Annotated in this window: 13 protein-coding genes; 5 read left to right on the forward strand and 8 right to left on the reverse strand. The window is 70.2% G+C overall.

The window, feature by feature from the left end; genetic code table 11:
* The coding region (locus AB0I83_RS13365; protein ID WP_363304646.1) for a beta-ketoacyl synthase N-terminal-like domain-containing protein at positions 1-3,905 on the reverse strand (3,905 nt) is incomplete at its 3' end.
* A 318-nt stretch (positions 3,906-4,223) separates the two neighbouring features.
* Entirely contained in the window at positions 4,224-5,375 is a 1,152-nt protein-coding gene (locus AB0I83_RS13370; RefSeq protein ID WP_363304647.1) for a glycine amidinotransferase, read from the reverse strand.
* A 295-nt stretch (positions 5,376-5,670) separates the two neighbouring features.
* Here AB0I83_RS13370 and AB0I83_RS13375 point away from each other — a divergent pair, with 295 nt between their 5' ends.
* Entirely contained in the window at positions 5,671-6,876 is a 1,206-nt protein-coding gene (locus tag AB0I83_RS13375; RefSeq protein ID WP_363304648.1) for a cytochrome P450, read from the forward strand.
* A gap of 3 nt (positions 6,877-6,879) precedes the next feature.
* Positions 6,880-7,083: a ferredoxin gene (locus tag AB0I83_RS13380; protein WP_356843990.1), complete on the forward strand. Its 204-nt coding sequence runs from the start codon at positions 6,880-6,882 to the stop codon at positions 7,081-7,083.
* Positions 7,084-7,427: 344 nt separating this feature from the next.
* On the opposite strand, the gene AB0I83_RS13385 is transcribed toward AB0I83_RS13380, so the two are convergent.
* The 3 genes from AB0I83_RS13385 to AB0I83_RS13395 all read right to left on the reverse strand — a co-directional run bounded on the left by AB0I83_RS13385 (position 7,428) and on the right by AB0I83_RS13395 (position 10,252).
* On the reverse strand, positions 7,428-8,498 hold the full coding sequence (locus AB0I83_RS13385) for an SPFH domain-containing protein (RefSeq protein ID WP_363304649.1): 1,071 nt from the start codon (positions 8,496-8,498) through the stop codon (positions 7,428-7,430).
* Between the two features lie 3 nt (positions 8,499-8,501).
* A complete protein-coding gene (locus AB0I83_RS13390) occupies positions 8,502-8,933 on the reverse strand; it encodes an NfeD family protein (RefSeq protein ID WP_363304650.1) in 432 nt (143 codons plus the stop codon).
* Positions 8,934-9,322: 389 nt separating this feature from the next.
* On the reverse strand, positions 9,323-10,252 hold the full coding sequence (locus tag AB0I83_RS13395; RefSeq protein WP_363304651.1) for a LysR family transcriptional regulator: 930 nt from the start codon (positions 10,250-10,252) through the stop codon (positions 9,323-9,325).
* An 84-nt stretch (positions 10,253-10,336) separates the two neighbouring features.
* On the opposite strand from AB0I83_RS13395, the gene AB0I83_RS13400 reads away from it, so the two are divergent.
* The gene (locus AB0I83_RS13400) at positions 10,337-11,650 is read left to right on the forward strand and encodes an aspartate aminotransferase family protein (RefSeq protein WP_363304652.1); all 1,314 of its coding nucleotides are present in this window, start codon (positions 10,337-10,339) and stop codon (positions 11,648-11,650) included.
* A gap of 373 nt (positions 11,651-12,023) precedes the next feature.
* Here the strand turns inward: AB0I83_RS13400 and AB0I83_RS13405 are convergent, their stop codons facing one another.
* Both AB0I83_RS13405 and AB0I83_RS13410 read right to left on the reverse strand, forming a co-directional pair.
* Positions 12,024-12,806, reverse strand: coding sequence for an alpha/beta fold hydrolase (locus tag AB0I83_RS13405; protein ID WP_363304653.1), 783 nt, complete (start codon positions 12,804-12,806; stop codon positions 12,024-12,026).
* A 282-nt stretch (positions 12,807-13,088) separates the two neighbouring features.
* The gene (locus AB0I83_RS13410; RefSeq protein WP_363304654.1) at positions 13,089-13,697 is read right to left on the reverse strand and encodes a TetR/AcrR family transcriptional regulator; all 609 of its coding nucleotides are present in this window, start codon (positions 13,695-13,697) and stop codon (positions 13,089-13,091) included.
* Between the two features lie 85 nt (positions 13,698-13,782).
* Between AB0I83_RS13410 and AB0I83_RS13415 the strand changes: the two genes are divergently transcribed.
* Positions 13,783-14,208: a nuclear transport factor 2 family protein gene (locus AB0I83_RS13415; RefSeq protein WP_363304655.1), complete on the forward strand. Its 426-nt coding sequence runs from the start codon at positions 13,783-13,785 to the stop codon at positions 14,206-14,208.
* The gene (locus tag AB0I83_RS13420; protein WP_363304656.1) at positions 14,205-15,044 is read left to right on the forward strand and encodes an NmrA family NAD(P)-binding protein; all 840 of its coding nucleotides are present in this window, start codon (positions 14,205-14,207) and stop codon (positions 15,042-15,044) included. Before AB0I83_RS13415 ends, AB0I83_RS13420 begins: the two co-directional genes overlap by 4 nt.
* Positions 15,045-15,196: 152 nt before the next feature.
* On the opposite strand, the gene AB0I83_RS13425 is transcribed toward AB0I83_RS13420, so the two are convergent.
* A complete protein-coding gene (locus AB0I83_RS13425) occupies positions 15,197-15,667 on the reverse strand; it encodes a hypothetical protein (protein ID WP_356537321.1) in 471 nt (156 codons plus the stop codon).
* Positions 15,668-15,913 lie beyond the last annotated feature (246 nt).

Genomic DNA, 15,913 nt, shown 5'->3' on the forward strand with positions numbered 1-15,913 from the left:
GACAGACCGTTGGACGCACCATCCTGATTGACCGCACTACCCCGCACCACCGCGAGCACCCGGTGCCCACGACGACGCGCGTCAGACAACCGCTCCAGGACCAGTACGCCGACTCCCTCTGACCACGCCGTGCCGTCGGCCTCCGCGGAGAAGGCCTTGCACCGGCCGTCGGACGCCAGGCCGCCCTGACGGCCGAACTCGCGGAACATGCCGTCCGTCGCCATGACGGCCACACCTCCGGCCAGGGCCAGATCGCACTCGCCCGAGCGCAACGCCCTGCCCGCGAGATGGACCGCCACCAACGACGACGAGCACGCCGTGTCGACCGTCACCGCCGGACCCTCGAAACCGAACGTGTAGGCCACCCGACCCGACAGGACACTGGGGGTGGTGCCGGTGAGGATCTGGCCGGCGAGATGGTCGGGCGCTTGGTGGGCGCGGGGGCCGTAGTCGTGCGAGGTCGCGCCGATGTAGACGCCGGTGGTCGAGCGGGACAGGCTGTCCGGATCCATTCCGGCATGCTCAAGGGCTTCCCAGGAGGTCTCCAGGAGCAACCGCTGCTGCGGGTCCATCGTCAGCGCCTCACGGGGTGAGATGCCGAAGAACTCCGCGTCGAAGTCCGCGGCTCCGTCGAGGAACCCGCCGCCGGGGGCGGAGTCGTCCGGGCCCGTGCCGCGCGGTGCCCAGCCGCGGTCCGCAGGCCAGGTCGTGGAGGCGTGCGCGCCCTCGGCGACCAGATGCCAGAGGTCGTCGGCGGAGGCGACTGCACCGGGGTAGCGGCAGGCCATGCCGACGACGGCCACGGGTTCGTCGCCGGTGTGCGGCGGGCGCCGGTCCGACTCGGGTGCTGGGCCGGTCGCCTCGCCTCCCACCCGACCGACGGGCGTGGCGGAACCCGACGGGTCCGGTGCGTCGCCGGCCCCGTCCGGCGCCTGTGCACGTGTGGCCAGGCCGGTTGCGGGTGTGCGGGGGGCGGCCGGCTCGCAGGATCCGTTCTGCGGACCGGTGCGCGGGCCGGCGCTGCCGAGTGAGGCGTCGATGTGCGCGGCCAGGGTCCGGGGCGTGGGGTGGTCGAACACGGTGCTCCCCTTGACGGGCAGTCCCGTGTGGGCCGTGAGGGCCTTGCCGAGTTCCTCGATCATGACGGAGTCGAACCCGAGGTCCTTGAACGTGAGCGCCGGGTCGACCGGACTCGTTTGCCGCATGACCACGGCCGCCCGCTCGCACACGAAGGCGCGCAGAGCCGACACGCGCTTGACGCCGGTGAGCGCGGCCAGGCGGGCGAACTCCTCACGGCCGGGGCTCTCCGTGGCCGTGCCGGCGCTGTCGGGGGCCGCGCCGGGCGACTGCGGGGAGGCTGGTGCCGGCCCGGCATCGGATGCCTGAACGGCGGGCGGCGCCTGCGCGGCGGCCGGCACAGGTCCGACGTCGAGCCAGAAGCGCCGGCGTTGGAAGGGGTAGGTCGGCAGGTCGACACGTCGGGCACCGCCCAGCACGGGAGCCCAGTCGACGTCGGCGCCGGCCACCCACAGCCGCGCCAGCGACCTGAGCGACACGCAGCCCTCGACTTCTCCGGCCAGCGGAACGACGGAGAGGAGTCCCTCCACGTCCGACTCCGCGGCCAGGGCGGCCAGAGCCGCCTCCGGACCGATCTCCACGAAGGTCGGCACGTCACTGTTCCGCAGGAGCGCCAGGGCGGCGTCGAGCGGGACCGACTCCTGCGCCTGTCGCACCCAGTGCGCCGGATCCCTGAAACGGGCGGATTCCACCGCCCCCTCCGGAACCGTCGACGCCACGGTCAGCCTCGGGACGCCGGGTTCGATGGAGGACAGCACCCTCAGGTGGGCGTCCGCCCGGGCGGACGACGGGAGCTCGCTCAGCCAACCGCGCGCCAGCACGGCGCGTGCCGCGTCCCTCAACGACCACACACCGGACACATGGGCGGCAGCCAACTCGCCGAGCGCGTGGCCCACCACGGCCGACGGCCGGAGCCCCCACGAGGTCAGCAGCCGCCACGAGGCCACACCGAACGCGAAGGCACCGGCCTCCGCCCGACCCCCGCACACCGAGCCTTCGGTCCCCTCGGTCATGTCCCGACGCAGTGCCGCGCCGAACGTCCCGTCCTCCAGTCCGTACCGCGCCTTCGTCTCCGTCGGCAGGCCGAGCGTGCCGGCGACCTCGGCGGCCACCTCGTCGAAGGCGTCGCAGACCTCCGCAAGTCCCTGGGCGAACAGAGGAAAGGCCATAAGGCCGGCGGCGGCTCCGGGCTTCGGGGCCCTGCCCGAGAAGACCACTCCCGTCCTGCCCGGCGTCTCCGGACCGGACAGCACGACGCCGGGAGCGGGGGATCCGTCGGCGAGCGCGCGAACGCCGGTCAGCAGCTCCTCGTGCGAGGGTGCCACGACGGCCGCCCGCCGCCCGAAGCCCTTGCGCGATGTCGCGAGGGACCATGCGACCTCGGCCGCCGACGCCTCGGTGACGTCGACAGCAGTGCTGTTCAGCAGCCGGGACGCGGCGTCGCGCAGGGCGGCGTGCCCTCGTCCGGACAGCAGCCACGGCACCTCGGCGGACGGCGCCGACGGCCCCGTGGGCGGCGCAGGACGCTCTTCCCACCCGGACAGGACCACATGGCAGTTGGTGCCCCCCATGCCGAACGAACTGACGCCGGCGACGCGTTCGCCACCCTCTTCACAGGCTTCCGCGGGACCGTCCGGCCACGGCCCGAGCTCCCGCTGCACGCACAGGTTCAGTTCGTCCAGCGCGATGCGGGGGTTGGGGTTCTCGAAGTTGAGGCTGGCGGGCAGCTGGCGGTGTTTGAGGGCGAGGACGACCTTGATGAGGCCGGCGATTCCGGAAGCGCCGCTGAGGTGGCCGATGTTGGTCTTCACCGAACCGACGGCGAGGGGGCTTCCCGCCGGGCGGTGGCGGCCGAGTGCCTGGCCCAGTGCGGCGGCCTCGACGGGGTCCCCGGTGGGCGTGCCGGTGCCGTGCAGTTCGACGTAGCCCACGGCCTCGGGTCCGATGCCGGCGTCCCGGTAGGCGGAGGTGAGCACGTCGGACTGGGCCTCGACGGTCGGTGCCGTCAGGGTCGCACCGGCGTGGTCGTTGTTGGTCGCGCTGCCGCGGACCAGGCACAGGATGCGGTCACCGTCGGCGAGTGCGCTGTCGAGGCGCTTGACGACGACGGCACCGCCACCCTCGCCCGGCACGTAGCCGTCGGCTCGCTCGTCGAAGGTGTGGCAGCGGCCGAGCGAGGACAGCGCACCCAGGCGGGCGGCGAGCAGCACGCTCTGCGGGAGCAGGTGGAGGTTGACACCGCAGACCAGGGCGGTGTCGGACTCACCTGCGCGCAGGCTCGCGACCGCGAGGTGGAGGGCCACCAGGGAGGAGGACTGTGCGGAGTCAACGGTGATGCTCGGGCCCCGGGCACCGAGGAAGCCGGCGAGTCGGTTGGCGAGTACGCCGCGCTGCACTCCGGTCAGCGCGTGCTGGGTGGCGAGCATCCCGACGTGCGGGGAGAGCAGTTGGGCGTAGTCGTCGCCGGTGACTCCGACGAAGGTGCCGAACCGGGTTTCGCGGACCCGGTCCGGTGTGATCCGGGCGTCCTCCAGCGCCTCCCAGCCGAGTTCGAGGGCGAGGCGCTGCTGGGGGTCGACGAAGGGAGCCTCGCGCGGAGAGATCCCGAAGAACGCGGCATCGAACTGGTCGACGTGCTCCAGGTAGGCGCCGGTACGAGGGGTGAGCGCTGCGTCGGGCCCCGCCCAGCGGCCGGGCGGCACCTCTCCGACGGCGCTCCCGCCCGAGGCGAGCAGTCGCCACAACTCGTCCGGGTTCTCCGCGCCGGCGAAGCGGCACGAGACACCGACGATGGCGAGAGCCGAGTCCAGGCCGTCCGCTGCCCTCATGAGTGCGACTCCCTAGATGTGCTGGATCTCCCGGATTCCCGGTCACCCGGGACTGCCGAGATCTCCGTACGGAAAGCGAAAGGCGGAGAGTGAACACGAGCGAACAGAGGACCCGCACACAATTTCCCCGGAAAGGATTCGGGACATGTGCGAGCAGTACGCATCGCGAGCGTCCCACGCTTTCATTCGGCGGGTGCGGCACCATCGGCGAACGCCGCCGTTACGTGTCCCCGGGGGCCGTATACGTCCCTCTGTCTCGGATCACCGCCTCTCCCCGAACCGGAAAAGGCGGGAATGCCGGGGAGTACGGCGGCCGGGTCAGTCGAGGTAGTCCTCGGCCCCGCCGTCCCGCACGGTGTCGAGGGTGAAGCAGTGGAACCCTCCGCCGAAGAGGCGTCGGTGCCGGTGCCGTACCGGCACGACGGTGAACTTCGCACTCTCCAGGACCTGGACCAGCTCCGGGCTCGCCTCGTTGACCAGCACGGTCTCCGGATCGACGGAGAGCACGTTCAGGTCGATGAAGGGGCTGGTCAGGATGAGCGCGTCGTCGTCGTACTGCGGGAAGCCGTTGCGTGTGGGGGTGGGGGCGACGATCCGGTCCCAGCGGCGCAGGGCGGGCGGTAGGGCGTCGGCGACCGCCTCGGATCGGACGAGCAGCAGACCGGGACGCAGTGCCAGCACCATGCTGTCGATGTGGCTGTCGCTCAGCCGGTGGACCCGGTGGACGCGGAAGCGTCCCTCGAGGTGGCGCTCCAGCCAGGTGACGGCGAGTTCGTGGTTCTCCGTCGATACGTTGGCGACGATGTCCCGGCCGAGCCGGAGGCACTGGGCCGCGTCGAACATCATCTCCGGGCCGACGTCCCAGGGCGAGGGGCGGGGTTCCGTGATCGGCTCGGTCGGTCCTCCGACGGTCGCGGTCTGTACGTAGGACAGGTCGAACGAGGCGTCCGTCATCAGAGGGCGGGGCATCGTGGTCCAGCGGCAGCCGCGCCGGAAGTACTCCTGGAACAGCGGTTTCAGCATCTGGGTCTCGAAGTAGCGGGAGCGGATCATCGGGGGTGTCTCGATGATCTCGTCACCGAGGACGAGCGTGTTGTCGCGGATGTTGAGCGGCGGTACGACGGAAGCGGACCAGGCCGGGGTGGTGACCTCGGGGGTCTCGGCGGGCAGCGTGCGGGGGCGGTGGACGGTGACGCCGAGGTCGCGCAGGGTGCCCGCGAGGCCTTCGAGGTCCTCGTTCAGTTCGTCGACGTAGCGCCGGGCCACCGGCAGTCGCTGCCGGTCGGTCCCCTCGCTCCGGGCGGACAGACGAGGGTAGTACCACTCGGACAGGCCGGGGTTGTCCTGGGCGAGGTTGTCGTGGAAGAAGAGGTCGAACGAGAGTTCCCGCTCGTGCGAGACGTAGTTCTCCGCGGAGCCGACCACGACCTCACGCAGTCGCGACCACTCGTCAAAACTGTTCAGAAGCATGCAGGGAACCGCCTACTCGTCGGGGTGGCCGGGCGGCCGCGAACTCCACAGAGCTCTCGCCATCGTCACGGGGGCCCGGCCTTTTCGGGTATCAGCGAGTTCCGCAGTTACGGCACGGAATTTCCTTTCACCTACCGCCTCGGTAGCCATTCGTGCGACATTGAGGTCCCGGAGTTGCGGAGGGATTCTCGGAGGCCCGCACAAGGGAGGAGGAATCCCCCGTGGGAGCAGTTTCCCGGATCCGCATTGTTCCGGGCTCTGTCGAGTTCGTTCTCTCGCGAGATGAGGAAGGGTCATGGGTGACCCGTTGCACACCGTCTCCACACTGCCCGCGGCACGGCGGCCCGGCTGCCCCTTCGACCCTCCCGCGGAGCTGCTCGAAGCCAGGCGACACGGTCCGCTCAGCCGCTACACCTTCCCCGGCGGGCACCTCGGCTGGTTGGTCACGGGGTACGACCTGATCAAGTCGGTGCTGGCGGACCCGCGGTTCAGTTCGCGGCGGGAGTTCATGCGCCATCCGACCGTCGACTACTGCGGTCTCGAGCTGCCGCCGGTGCCGCCGGGCGAGTTCCTCCTCATGGACGACCCGCTGCACAGCCGTTACCGCAAGCAGCTGATGGGCAAGTTCACTGTGCGCCGGATGCGGCTGCTCACCGAGCGTGTCGAGCAGATCACCTTCGAACACCTGGACGCCATGGCGGAGTCGGGCCCTCCCACGGATCTCGTGAGCGCGTTCGCCCAGCCGGTCCCGGCCATGACGATCTGTGAACTGCTGGGCGTGCCGCTCTCCGCCCGGGCTTCCTTCCAGGCGCAGTTCGAGTCCTTCATGGATGCGGAGGCCCAGGAGGAGGACGCGGTCGCCGCGTACACGACGACGCGGCACCGGCTCGGCGAGCTGGTGGCCGCGAAGCGTGCACACCCCACCGACGACGTGCTCAGCGAGCTCGTCGACAGCGACCTCACCGACGAGGAACTACAGGGAATGGCGCTCGTCCTGCTCGCCGCCGGCCTCGACACCACGGCGAACATGCTTGCGCTCGGGACATTCGCGCTGCTGCGCCATCCGGAGCAGCTCGCCGCGCTGCGCGCCGACCCCGGACTCACCGACAGGGCCGTGGAGGAACTGCTGCGCTACCTCAGCGTCGGCAAGACCTTCATGCGGACGGCCCTGGAGGACGTGCGGCTCGGCGGACACACCGTCAGGGCCGGTTCGTCGCTCATCCTGTCCTACAACACTGCGAACCGTGACCCCGAGCGGTTCACCGACCCGCATGTCCTGGACTTCGGACGGCGGGCCGGCGGGCACGTGGCCTTCGGCCACGGCATCCATCAGTGCCTGGGCCAGCAGTTGGCACGAGTCGAGATGCGCGTCGCCTTCCCCGCGCTCGTGAACCGCTTCCCCTCGCTGCGGCTCGCCGTCCCGGCCGAGGACATCGTGCTGCGCACGGAGCTGTCCGACATCCACGGGGTGAAGAGCCTTCCGGTCACATGGGACGGGTGAACCATGAGGGTCGGGGTCGACGCCGAACGCTGCATCGCATCCGGGATGTGCGCCCTCACCGCAGGTGAGGTGTTCGACCAACGTACAGAGGACGGCCGGGCCGTCGTCCTGCTTCCCGAACCTCCGGGCGGCATGCTGGAGGCGGTCCGGGAAGCCGCCGCGCACTGCCCGACCGCTGCGATCGGGCTGTGGGCCTCAGGCACCTGACGCCCACAGGCCGCGCGGCGGGCGCACGCGCGGGACGGCCCCGCCCTGCCCGGCCTCCACTGCCTCTCTGCGTCGGCTCCGGCTCACCACGGGCCCGGACCCGACGGGTGGCGTGCAGAGTGCGGGTACGCGCCGCGCACCCACACCGTCGCCCAGAGCCGGAACGCTCGGACAGGGCGAGGTAGTTCCATCGTCAAGGGCGGCGGCGGCCCGACGTCCCCGTGGGCACCACACCGCGGGCGCCGCGCGTGGTCGCGGCCATCACCCGGGAGTTGATGGGACCATCCGCTTCCCGGAAACGGGGCAGGCAGCCTGGGCAGGAGCGTGCATCGGGCCGGTGGGCTCTACCGATTTCGCCGATCGCCGGGCTCTCCACTGCCGTCGGTCGGTGAGCCGAACGGGAGAGCGTTGTGGGCCGCGTCGGCCTCGGCTGCGTCGGCGAGAGCCTCCGCGGCGGCCTCGGCGGCCTGTGCCGCGTCGTCGGCGGCTTCCGCAGCCCTGTTCTCAGAGGACTTGTCGCGGGTTGCCGGCGACCGGGGCAGCTTCTCGCTGAAGGCCCGGGACACGCCTTCGAGTGCCGAGGTGACCTCGCTGGGGATGACCCAGAAGGTACTGCCCGGCCCCTGCGAGAGCTGAGGCAGCATCTGCATGTACTGGTAGGCGAGCAGCTTGGGGTCCGGGTCGTTGCGGTGCACGGCCTGGAAGACTTCGTCGACGGCGCGGGCCTCGCCCTCGGCTTTGAGGATCTCGGCGGTGCGATTGCCCTCTGCGCGCAGAACGGCGGACTGCTTGTCGCCTTCCGCGGTGAGGATCTGCGACTGGCGTTGCCCTTCGGCCCCCAGGATGGCGGCCCGCTTGTCCCGCTCGGCACGCATCTGTTTCTCCATCGCGTCCTTGATGGACTGCGGGGGGTCGATGGCTTTGATCTCGACCCGGTTGACCCTCAGTCCCCACTTCCCGGTGGCTTCGTCCAAAACGCCGCGGAGCTGGTTGTTGATGGTGTCGCGCGAGGTGAGCGTCCTTTCCAGGTCCATGGAGCCCACCACGTTGCGCAGGGTGGTTACGGTGAGTTGCTCGACGCCGTGCAGGAAGTCATCGATCTCGTAGGCGGCGGCACGTGGATCGGTGACCTGAAAGTAGAGGACGGTGTCGATCTCGACGACCAGGTTGTCCTCGGTGATCACCGGCTGCGGCTTGAACGAGACGACCTGTTCTCGCAGGTCGATCAGCGGATAGACCCGGTCGATGTAGGGGATGACGAGGTTGAGGCCGGGCTTCAGCGTGCGGCGGTAGCGGCCCAGGCGCTCGACGTTGCGAGCGCGTGCCTGTGGCACGATTCGAACCGCACGCACCACCGTGAAGACGGCGATCAAAGCGACGACCAGACCTGCTACGAGCAGCGCCGAGACGTCCATGGCTCACTCCCGGGGGTAGACGAACGCGGTGGCGCCATTGATCTCCATGACGTCGACGGTTGTGCCGGGCGGGATGGTCTGCGTCTCGTCGAAGGAGCGGGCCGACCACTCCTCGCCCCCGATGCGCACCCTGCCGTCAAGGGCCGTCACCTCCGAGACGGTGCGGGCGGCCTGACCCACCAAGGCCTCGACGCCGAAGCGCTCGGCCGGAGGGGCCAGCACGTGACGCACCACGAGGGGGCGCACGAACAACAGGCTGCCGGTCGCTACGGCGGTGAACAACACGAACTGCAGGGGGAGCGGCAGCCCGAGCGCCGCACTCCCGGCGGTGACAAGTGCCGCGACCCCGAGGATTCCCAATGCGGCGGTCAAAGTGAAGATCTCCACGAGACCCAGGACACCTGCCGTGATCAGCCAGATCAGCCAAGAATCCATGGACCCTCCTCCTGATGCGCACTGGCGCACGGAGGCGACTGGCGCCTAGGCCCCCACCCCGGGCTACCTGTTCCCGCAAAGCGGACGCATTCCTTGTGTAACCGTATGCCCGATTTAATAATATTAAACACAAATAACTTGCATGGGAAGTTGAGAACTATTTCGCCATCTGGGTGCCGGAAGCATGCCGCTTCGACCGCCTTGGCCAGGGGGTTCGCGGCCTCTTCGTGGCGGACCAGCAGCCCAAGCTCCCGCCGGCCGAGTTACGGACCCTTCTCGGTCGAACTCAGTTCCGAATCTCGGCGAACCGATGACACCCGGGCCCGGCCTGCACCCCTCTTCCGGCCTCACTGACCGCCTGAGACCGTCGGGACGCCTCGCCCCCGCCCTCAGGGCTCCGACGCGTCTTCGCGGGGCTCGGCCAGGATGGGGGCCTGCGCACGCTCGCGGAGCGCCGCGATGACCGCGTTCACCGCGGCGCGCCGTGGAGTGCTGCGCCGCAGGACAGCGGCCACGTTGCGGTTCACCGGCGGGTCGAGCGGCCGGGTGACGACGGCGTGGTCAGGCGTGACAGCCAGGGCGGGCAGCAGGGCGATCGATCCGGTCGAACCCACGTGCCGCAGCAGCATGAGGTAATTACTGAACCGGCATGCCACACGGGGTTCGAAGCCCGACTCACGGCACAGTCGCAGGGTGAGGTCCGCCATGTACGACTGCGGCCGGTCGCACGCCCAGGTCTCCTCCGCGCAGGCCGTGAGGTTCACCGAGGTACGCGAGGCGAGGGGGTGGCCACGCGGCAGCACCAGCACGACCGGGTCACTGCCCAGCGGTACGACATCGAGGTCCGCGCCCCACGAGAGCCCCGTGTAGTCGGTGGTGGTGACGATGGCGTCCGCCTCCCCGGAGCGGAGGGCGGAACCGCTCTCGTGCGGCTCCAGCTCGGTCAGTTCGAGGTGGAGGTGCGGGTGGGTGACGGCCAGGCGTTCCGCCGCGGGAACGGCGAGGGTGAAGATGGCGCTCTGGAACGCCCCGAGCCGGACGATGCCGATGGGTTCGCCGTTCAGGGCCCGCAGTTCGGCCTCGGCCTCGGCCATCTTGTCGAGGATCTCCCGTCCCCGGCGGGCCAGCAACAGCCCCGCCGGGGTCAGCCGTACGCGCCGCCCCGCACGCTCCATCAGCCGGCACCGGGTCTCGGTCTCCAGCACGGCCAGTTGCTGGGACACGGTGGACGGGCTCAGGTGCAGGGTGTCGGCGACCGCGCGGACGGTACCGAGGGTGTCCAGCAGAGCGAGCAGTCGCAGCCGTCCCGAGTTGAGCACGGTGCGATTGTACGGTTCTTCCGTACAGCATGGTCGATTTCGTGTGATGGACATGGACGATGGCACGTCCCTACCGTCGTCCTCATGGCTACCGAGACCCCTCGCACAGATCCCGAGCGACACCTCATCCGCTATTCCGGCCGGGCGGCATTCTCACCCGAGGTCGTCGTCCGCGCCACGGGCACATCGCTGTTCACCGAGAGCGGCCGCGAACTGCTGGACTTCACATCCGGTCAGATGAGCGCGATCCTCGGACACTCCCACCCGGCGATCGTCTCGACGGTGCGTGAGCAGATCGCGCTCCTCGACCACCTCCACAGCGGCATGCTCAGCCCCCCGGTCGTCGAACTCACGCGACGGCTCGCCGGCACCCTGCCCGATTCGCTGGAAAAGGCGCTCCTCCTGACCACCGGGGCGGAGGCGAACGAGGCCGCGGTACGGATGGCGAAGCTGGTCACCGGGCGCCACGAGATCGTCTCCTTCGCCCGGTCCTGGCACGGCATGACCCAGGCCGCTGCGAGCGCGACGTACAGCGCGGGCCGAAAGGGCTACGGCCCGGCCGCGCCGGGCAACTTCGCCCTGCCGGTGCCGGATCGCCACCACCCCGATCTCGTCGACGGCGCGGGCCGGCTGGACTGGCGCCGCCAGCTCGATCTGGGCTTCGACATGATCGACGCCCAGTCCGTCGGCAGCCTGGCCGCCTGTCTGGTGGAACCCATCCTCAGCTCGGGCGGCGTCATCGAACTCCCGCCGGGCTACCTCACCGCCCTGGCCGAGAAGTGCAGCGAGCGCGGCATGCTGCTCATCCTCGACGAGGCCCAGACCGGGCTGTGCCGCACCGGGGACTGGTACGCCTTCCAGCACGAGGGGGTCGTCCCGGACATCCTCGTACTGTCCAAGACCCTCGGCGCGGGGCTGCCGCTGGCTGCCGTGCTGACCAGCCCGGAGATCGAACAGCGAGCGCACGACCGCGGATTCCTGTTCTTCACGACCCACGTCAACGACCCGCTGCCGGCCGCCGTGGGCAACACCGTCCTCGACATCCTGGTCCGCGACAGGCTCGACGAGCGTTCGCGGCTGCTCGGTACGGTGCTCCGCGGCCACCTCGACCGGCTCGCCGCCCGGCACGAGGTCGTCGGGGACGTCCGCGGCCGCGGGCTGCTGCTGGGCGTGGAGCTGGTCGGGGACGGAGTTCTGGGCGAGGGCGGCGCGGACCGGCTCGGCGCCGCCGTCACACAGCGGTGCTTCGACCTGGGCCTGCATATGAACATCGTCCAACTGCCGGGCATGGGAGGCACCTTCCGCATCGCACCCCCGCTGACCGCGAGCGACGACGAGATCACCCGTGGTGTCGCCATCCTCGACGAAGCACTCACCGACGCGGCCCAGACCCTCTGACTGCCACGTCGACCTCCGGAGACACGGCCAGCGACGGAACTTCGCGGCCCTTGCCATCGGTCTGCTCCTCCGCTCCGGGCATCCGGCGGACCTCTGTCTCCGGCACAGCCGTTCTTCCCGGTGTGCCGTTCCTCGGGTCTCGGGCATGGCGCGGGTGGCGAAGCCGGTTGCCGGAGGGTCGTGAAACGGCTCCGGAGGGTCGTGAAACGGCTCCGGATGATCGCCGTCAACGCCGTCCCGCCGCATTCGGCAGGGCCGGCCGGGGACGTCCGGTGTAGCTCCTGGCCGACGGCGACGGGCCGCACGGCGGAGCGAACGCTCGGGACGGCCGCGCCCGGCCGGGCCTCCGCTCCCTTCCCGCGTCGGCTCCGGCTCAGCCCGCCACGGGCCCGGAGCCGACGTCGGCATGCAGGGTGTCGGTGACGAGCCCGGCGATCTCCGCCTCGTGGTCGGTCAGGAAGAAGTGGCCCCCGGGGAAGACCTTCATGTCGAAGGTGCCGGTGGTGTGCGCGCGCCAGGCGGACACCTCGTCGAGCCGGACATGGGGGTCCCGGTCCCCCGCGAGGGCCACGACCGGGACTCCCACCAGGGCGTCGGCTCCGGTGTGGTAGGTCTCCGCCGCACCGTAGTCGGCGCGGATCGCCGGCATCACCAGCCGCAGGAGCTCGGGATCGTCGAGGACGCGGCTGTCGGTGCCGTCGAGCTCCCGGATCACCTCGACGATGCCGTCGTCGTCGAGAAGACGTACGCCCCGGTCACCCGAGATCGACGGGGCGCGGCGGCCCGAGGCGAACAGGGCGCTCGGCGCGGCGGGGCCCTCGCGTTCGAGGAGCCGGGCCAGTTCGAAGGCGACGGCGCCGCCCATGCTGTGCCCGAAGAGCGCGAAGGGGCGGCCCGCGACCCGTGCTCCGAGCTCGGTGAAGGCGCCCCGGGCGATCTCCGGGACTGTTTCGAGGCAGGGCTCGCGCAACCGGTCCTGACGCCCCGGGTACTGCGCGACGATGACCTCGATCTCGGCGGGCAGGCGTGCCGACAGCGAGAAGAAGGCCTGCGCGGCCCCTCCGGCATAAGGCAGGCACACCAGGGTCGTCCGGGCCTCTGGGCGCGGATGGAACGTACGGAACCATTGGCTCCCGTGCGGAACGGATGGTGCCATGGAGGAGCTGCTCCTTTCGGCTCGGCGGGTCGTCGTACCCGCCGACCATTTCGGGCCGGGTTCACCACGGCATCCGTGCATGCCACCGTTACGCGGCCGGTCGGCTTCTTCCTTCCCTGTTCCCCTGTTCCCACCACGGCGATCCATGGCCCCGCCTCCCTCATGACCCGTCGTGGGCGACGTACCGGCCGGCCCCAAGTCCTCGCCGCTCAGGAGGCGGAGTCTCGCTGAAGCCTGCCGGCTCAGCGCGCAACAATCGGCTGCCGTCCCCCCGGCTCCCGGTCAGACCTCGTTCGCCGGGGCCCGCACGGGGCCGGAGTCCAGGACACTTGCGGTGAAGTTCGCCAACTGCGCCCGCATCCTTTCGCGCGGCACGCGCTCATGCCCGGCCAGCTGCTCGACAAGATCGGCCCGGATGGCAGCGAGCAGGGCGTGAGCGGTGAAGTCGCTGTCGGTCAGGCCGGGGATCTGGCCCAGCAGCGTGTCCAGGAGACCGTGCCAACGCTCGTAATGATCTGCCTGGTACGGGCTGCTGTTCCCGCTTTCCTCCAGGGCCAGCATGAGGCTGCGGTTGTCGAGTTTGAAGCAGAGGAGGGTGTCGAGCAGGGCAGGTACGCGCCGACGGGGCGCGGTCGTCGGGCCCAAGGGCGGAGGTCCGGTCTCGACTGCCTCCCTGAGTGGCTCCAACCGCGCTTCGTACAGCGCGCGCAGCAGTCCGGGGCGGTCACCGAACGCCCGGAAGAGCGTGCCTTTGCCTACACCGGCCTCCGCTGCGATGGCGGCAGAGGTGACGCCTTCCGGGCTCTCGCAACGGGCGAAGAGAGCGTCGGCGGCCGCGAGGACGGACTGCCGGTTGCGGGCGGCGTCCTTCCGGGGTTTGCGCTCGGGCATGCCGCACCTCCATTGCAAAACGGACCCACGGTCCGTATCGTTGAAGCGGACCAAGGGTCCACATTGTATGAGACGGAGGGTACCCATGTCTGCACCGATTTCTCCCGCGGACCTCTACCGCCACAGCCTGCGCCTGTTGCTGGCCAAGGACATTCCCGCGTGGGTCGCTCTGTGGGCCGAGGACGGTGTCATGGAGTTCCCCTTCGCCCCTGACGGCCGGCCTAAGCGTCTGGAGGGCAGGGAGGCCATAGCCGCGTACATGCACCCTTACCCGGATCACATCGACCTACATGACTTCCCGGAACTGCGGATCCACCAGACCACCGAACCCGGGACCATCGTGATCGAGATGCGTGGCGTCGGCCGCCTGGTGGAGTCCGGCCGCCCCTTCGACATGACCTACATCGCGGTCGTAGCGGTCCGGGACGGGCGCATCACCTCGTACCGCGACTACTGGAACCCCCTCGCCGTCCTCGAGCCCGGCACCGATTTCGCCAGGAGCAGCCGATGACGACCACCGGCACCACCTTGGTCATCGGCGCCACCGGCACCACGGGCAGCCGCACTGCGGCACAGCTGTCAGCGTGCGGCCACCGCGTCAGGGCCGCCAGCCGTCGCGCCGTCAACATCCCCGGTACGGAGCCGGTCGCATTCGACTGGTACGAACCCGCCACACACTCCGCGGCCCTCGGCGGAGCCGACCGGGTCTACCTGATACCACCCGTGGGTGACGCCGACCCTGCGGCGGTCATGTTGCCGTTCCTCCGGCAAGCCCACACCGCGGGGGTGCACCGTGCGGTGCTCCTCAGCTCCTCCGCCATCCCCGAGGGCGGCCCGGCGGTGGGGACAGTGCACCGGGCCCTGCCGGATCTGTTCGAACACTGGGCGGTGCTGCGGCCCTCGTGGTTCATGCAGAACTTCACGGGCGCACACGCGCACGCCATGAGCGTCCGCGAAGAAGGCGCCATCTGGACGGCGGCCGGGAGCGGCCGGGTCGGCTTCGTCGACGCCGAGGACATCGCGGCCGTCGCCGCCCGTGCTCTGACCGACGAACACGCGCCCAACACCGATCTTGTCCTCACTGGGCCGGAGACGCTCAGCTACGACGACGTGGCCACCATCATCACCCAGGTCACCGGCCTACCCGTGGAACACCACCGGCTTTCCTACGAGCAGATGCGCGACCGCCTCGAGGAGCAAGTGCCGCTGGAGTTCGCCTCGATGCTGGCCGGCATGGACCGTGCCATCGCCGAGGGGGCGGAGGACCGCATCACCGACACCGTCCAGCGCCTCACGGGGCGACCCGCGCGCGGATTCCGCGCCCTCCTCCAACGTGAGATGACATGAAGCAGCCCGGCATCGACCGCCCGGCAGCTCGATCGCTGCCTCTTCGGCGACACCGGCTGCGGCCCAGGGCGCAGGACCTGACCTGGACCGCTAGCTGTGCAGGAGGCTCTCACCGCGTCCGCCATCACGCATGGGCCGCGGTGGGAAACCGTTCAGCAGTTTTCGACCGACCGACAGATCATGAAGGACACGGCCTCCATTCGCTTGCTCTGCCCTGTGGTCCCGATCGCGTTGGTCTCCCCGTTCACTCCGCAGTACCAAACCGGGTTCCAACCCACGCTCTGAACATAGGAGTTGCCGCACATCGTCCCGGTCTGCACACCGAAGGTCACCGCCTCCAGGCGCAACCCCGCGCCGGCGGAGCCGAGCGTGATGCGGGTGCCGGACGAGGCGCACTTCTCGGCCCCCCACCCGGAGCCCTGCCGATAGCCCCTGGCACAGAGACTGCTCCCGGCGACCGCCATCTGAACGGCCTCGATCGCGCGCCCGCCTCCGGCCGCGCCGACCGACACCGACTGTCCGGCGTCGGCGCACTGTTCGGCCGTCCAACCAGAACCCTGCACATAGACCTTGGCGCAGACCCTGTTCGCTGCCTGGGCGCCCGCCGAAGCCGGGGAACTCATGGACGACGCCAACGCGAGGGCCGCCCCACCGACTGCCAGGCTGCGTCCGATTCCACTGGTTTTCCGTGTCACAGTCCACTCCGTACATCTGCGCAACGACGTCGGGGGACAACTATGCCGGACCTTGTTCTGCGGAGAGGGCCGGTTCGATCTTTTACCCCAGACAGCCAACAGCTCTCCCGGCCATCGGACTTGTCGGCAACGAGGAATATCCGGCACCGGCGGGCGAGCGGACCGGGAGCGCCC

The organism is Streptomyces sp. NPDC049970 (assembly GCF_040660235.1).
Classification (GTDB): domain Bacteria; phylum Actinomycetota; class Actinomycetes; order Streptomycetales; family Streptomycetaceae; genus Streptomyces.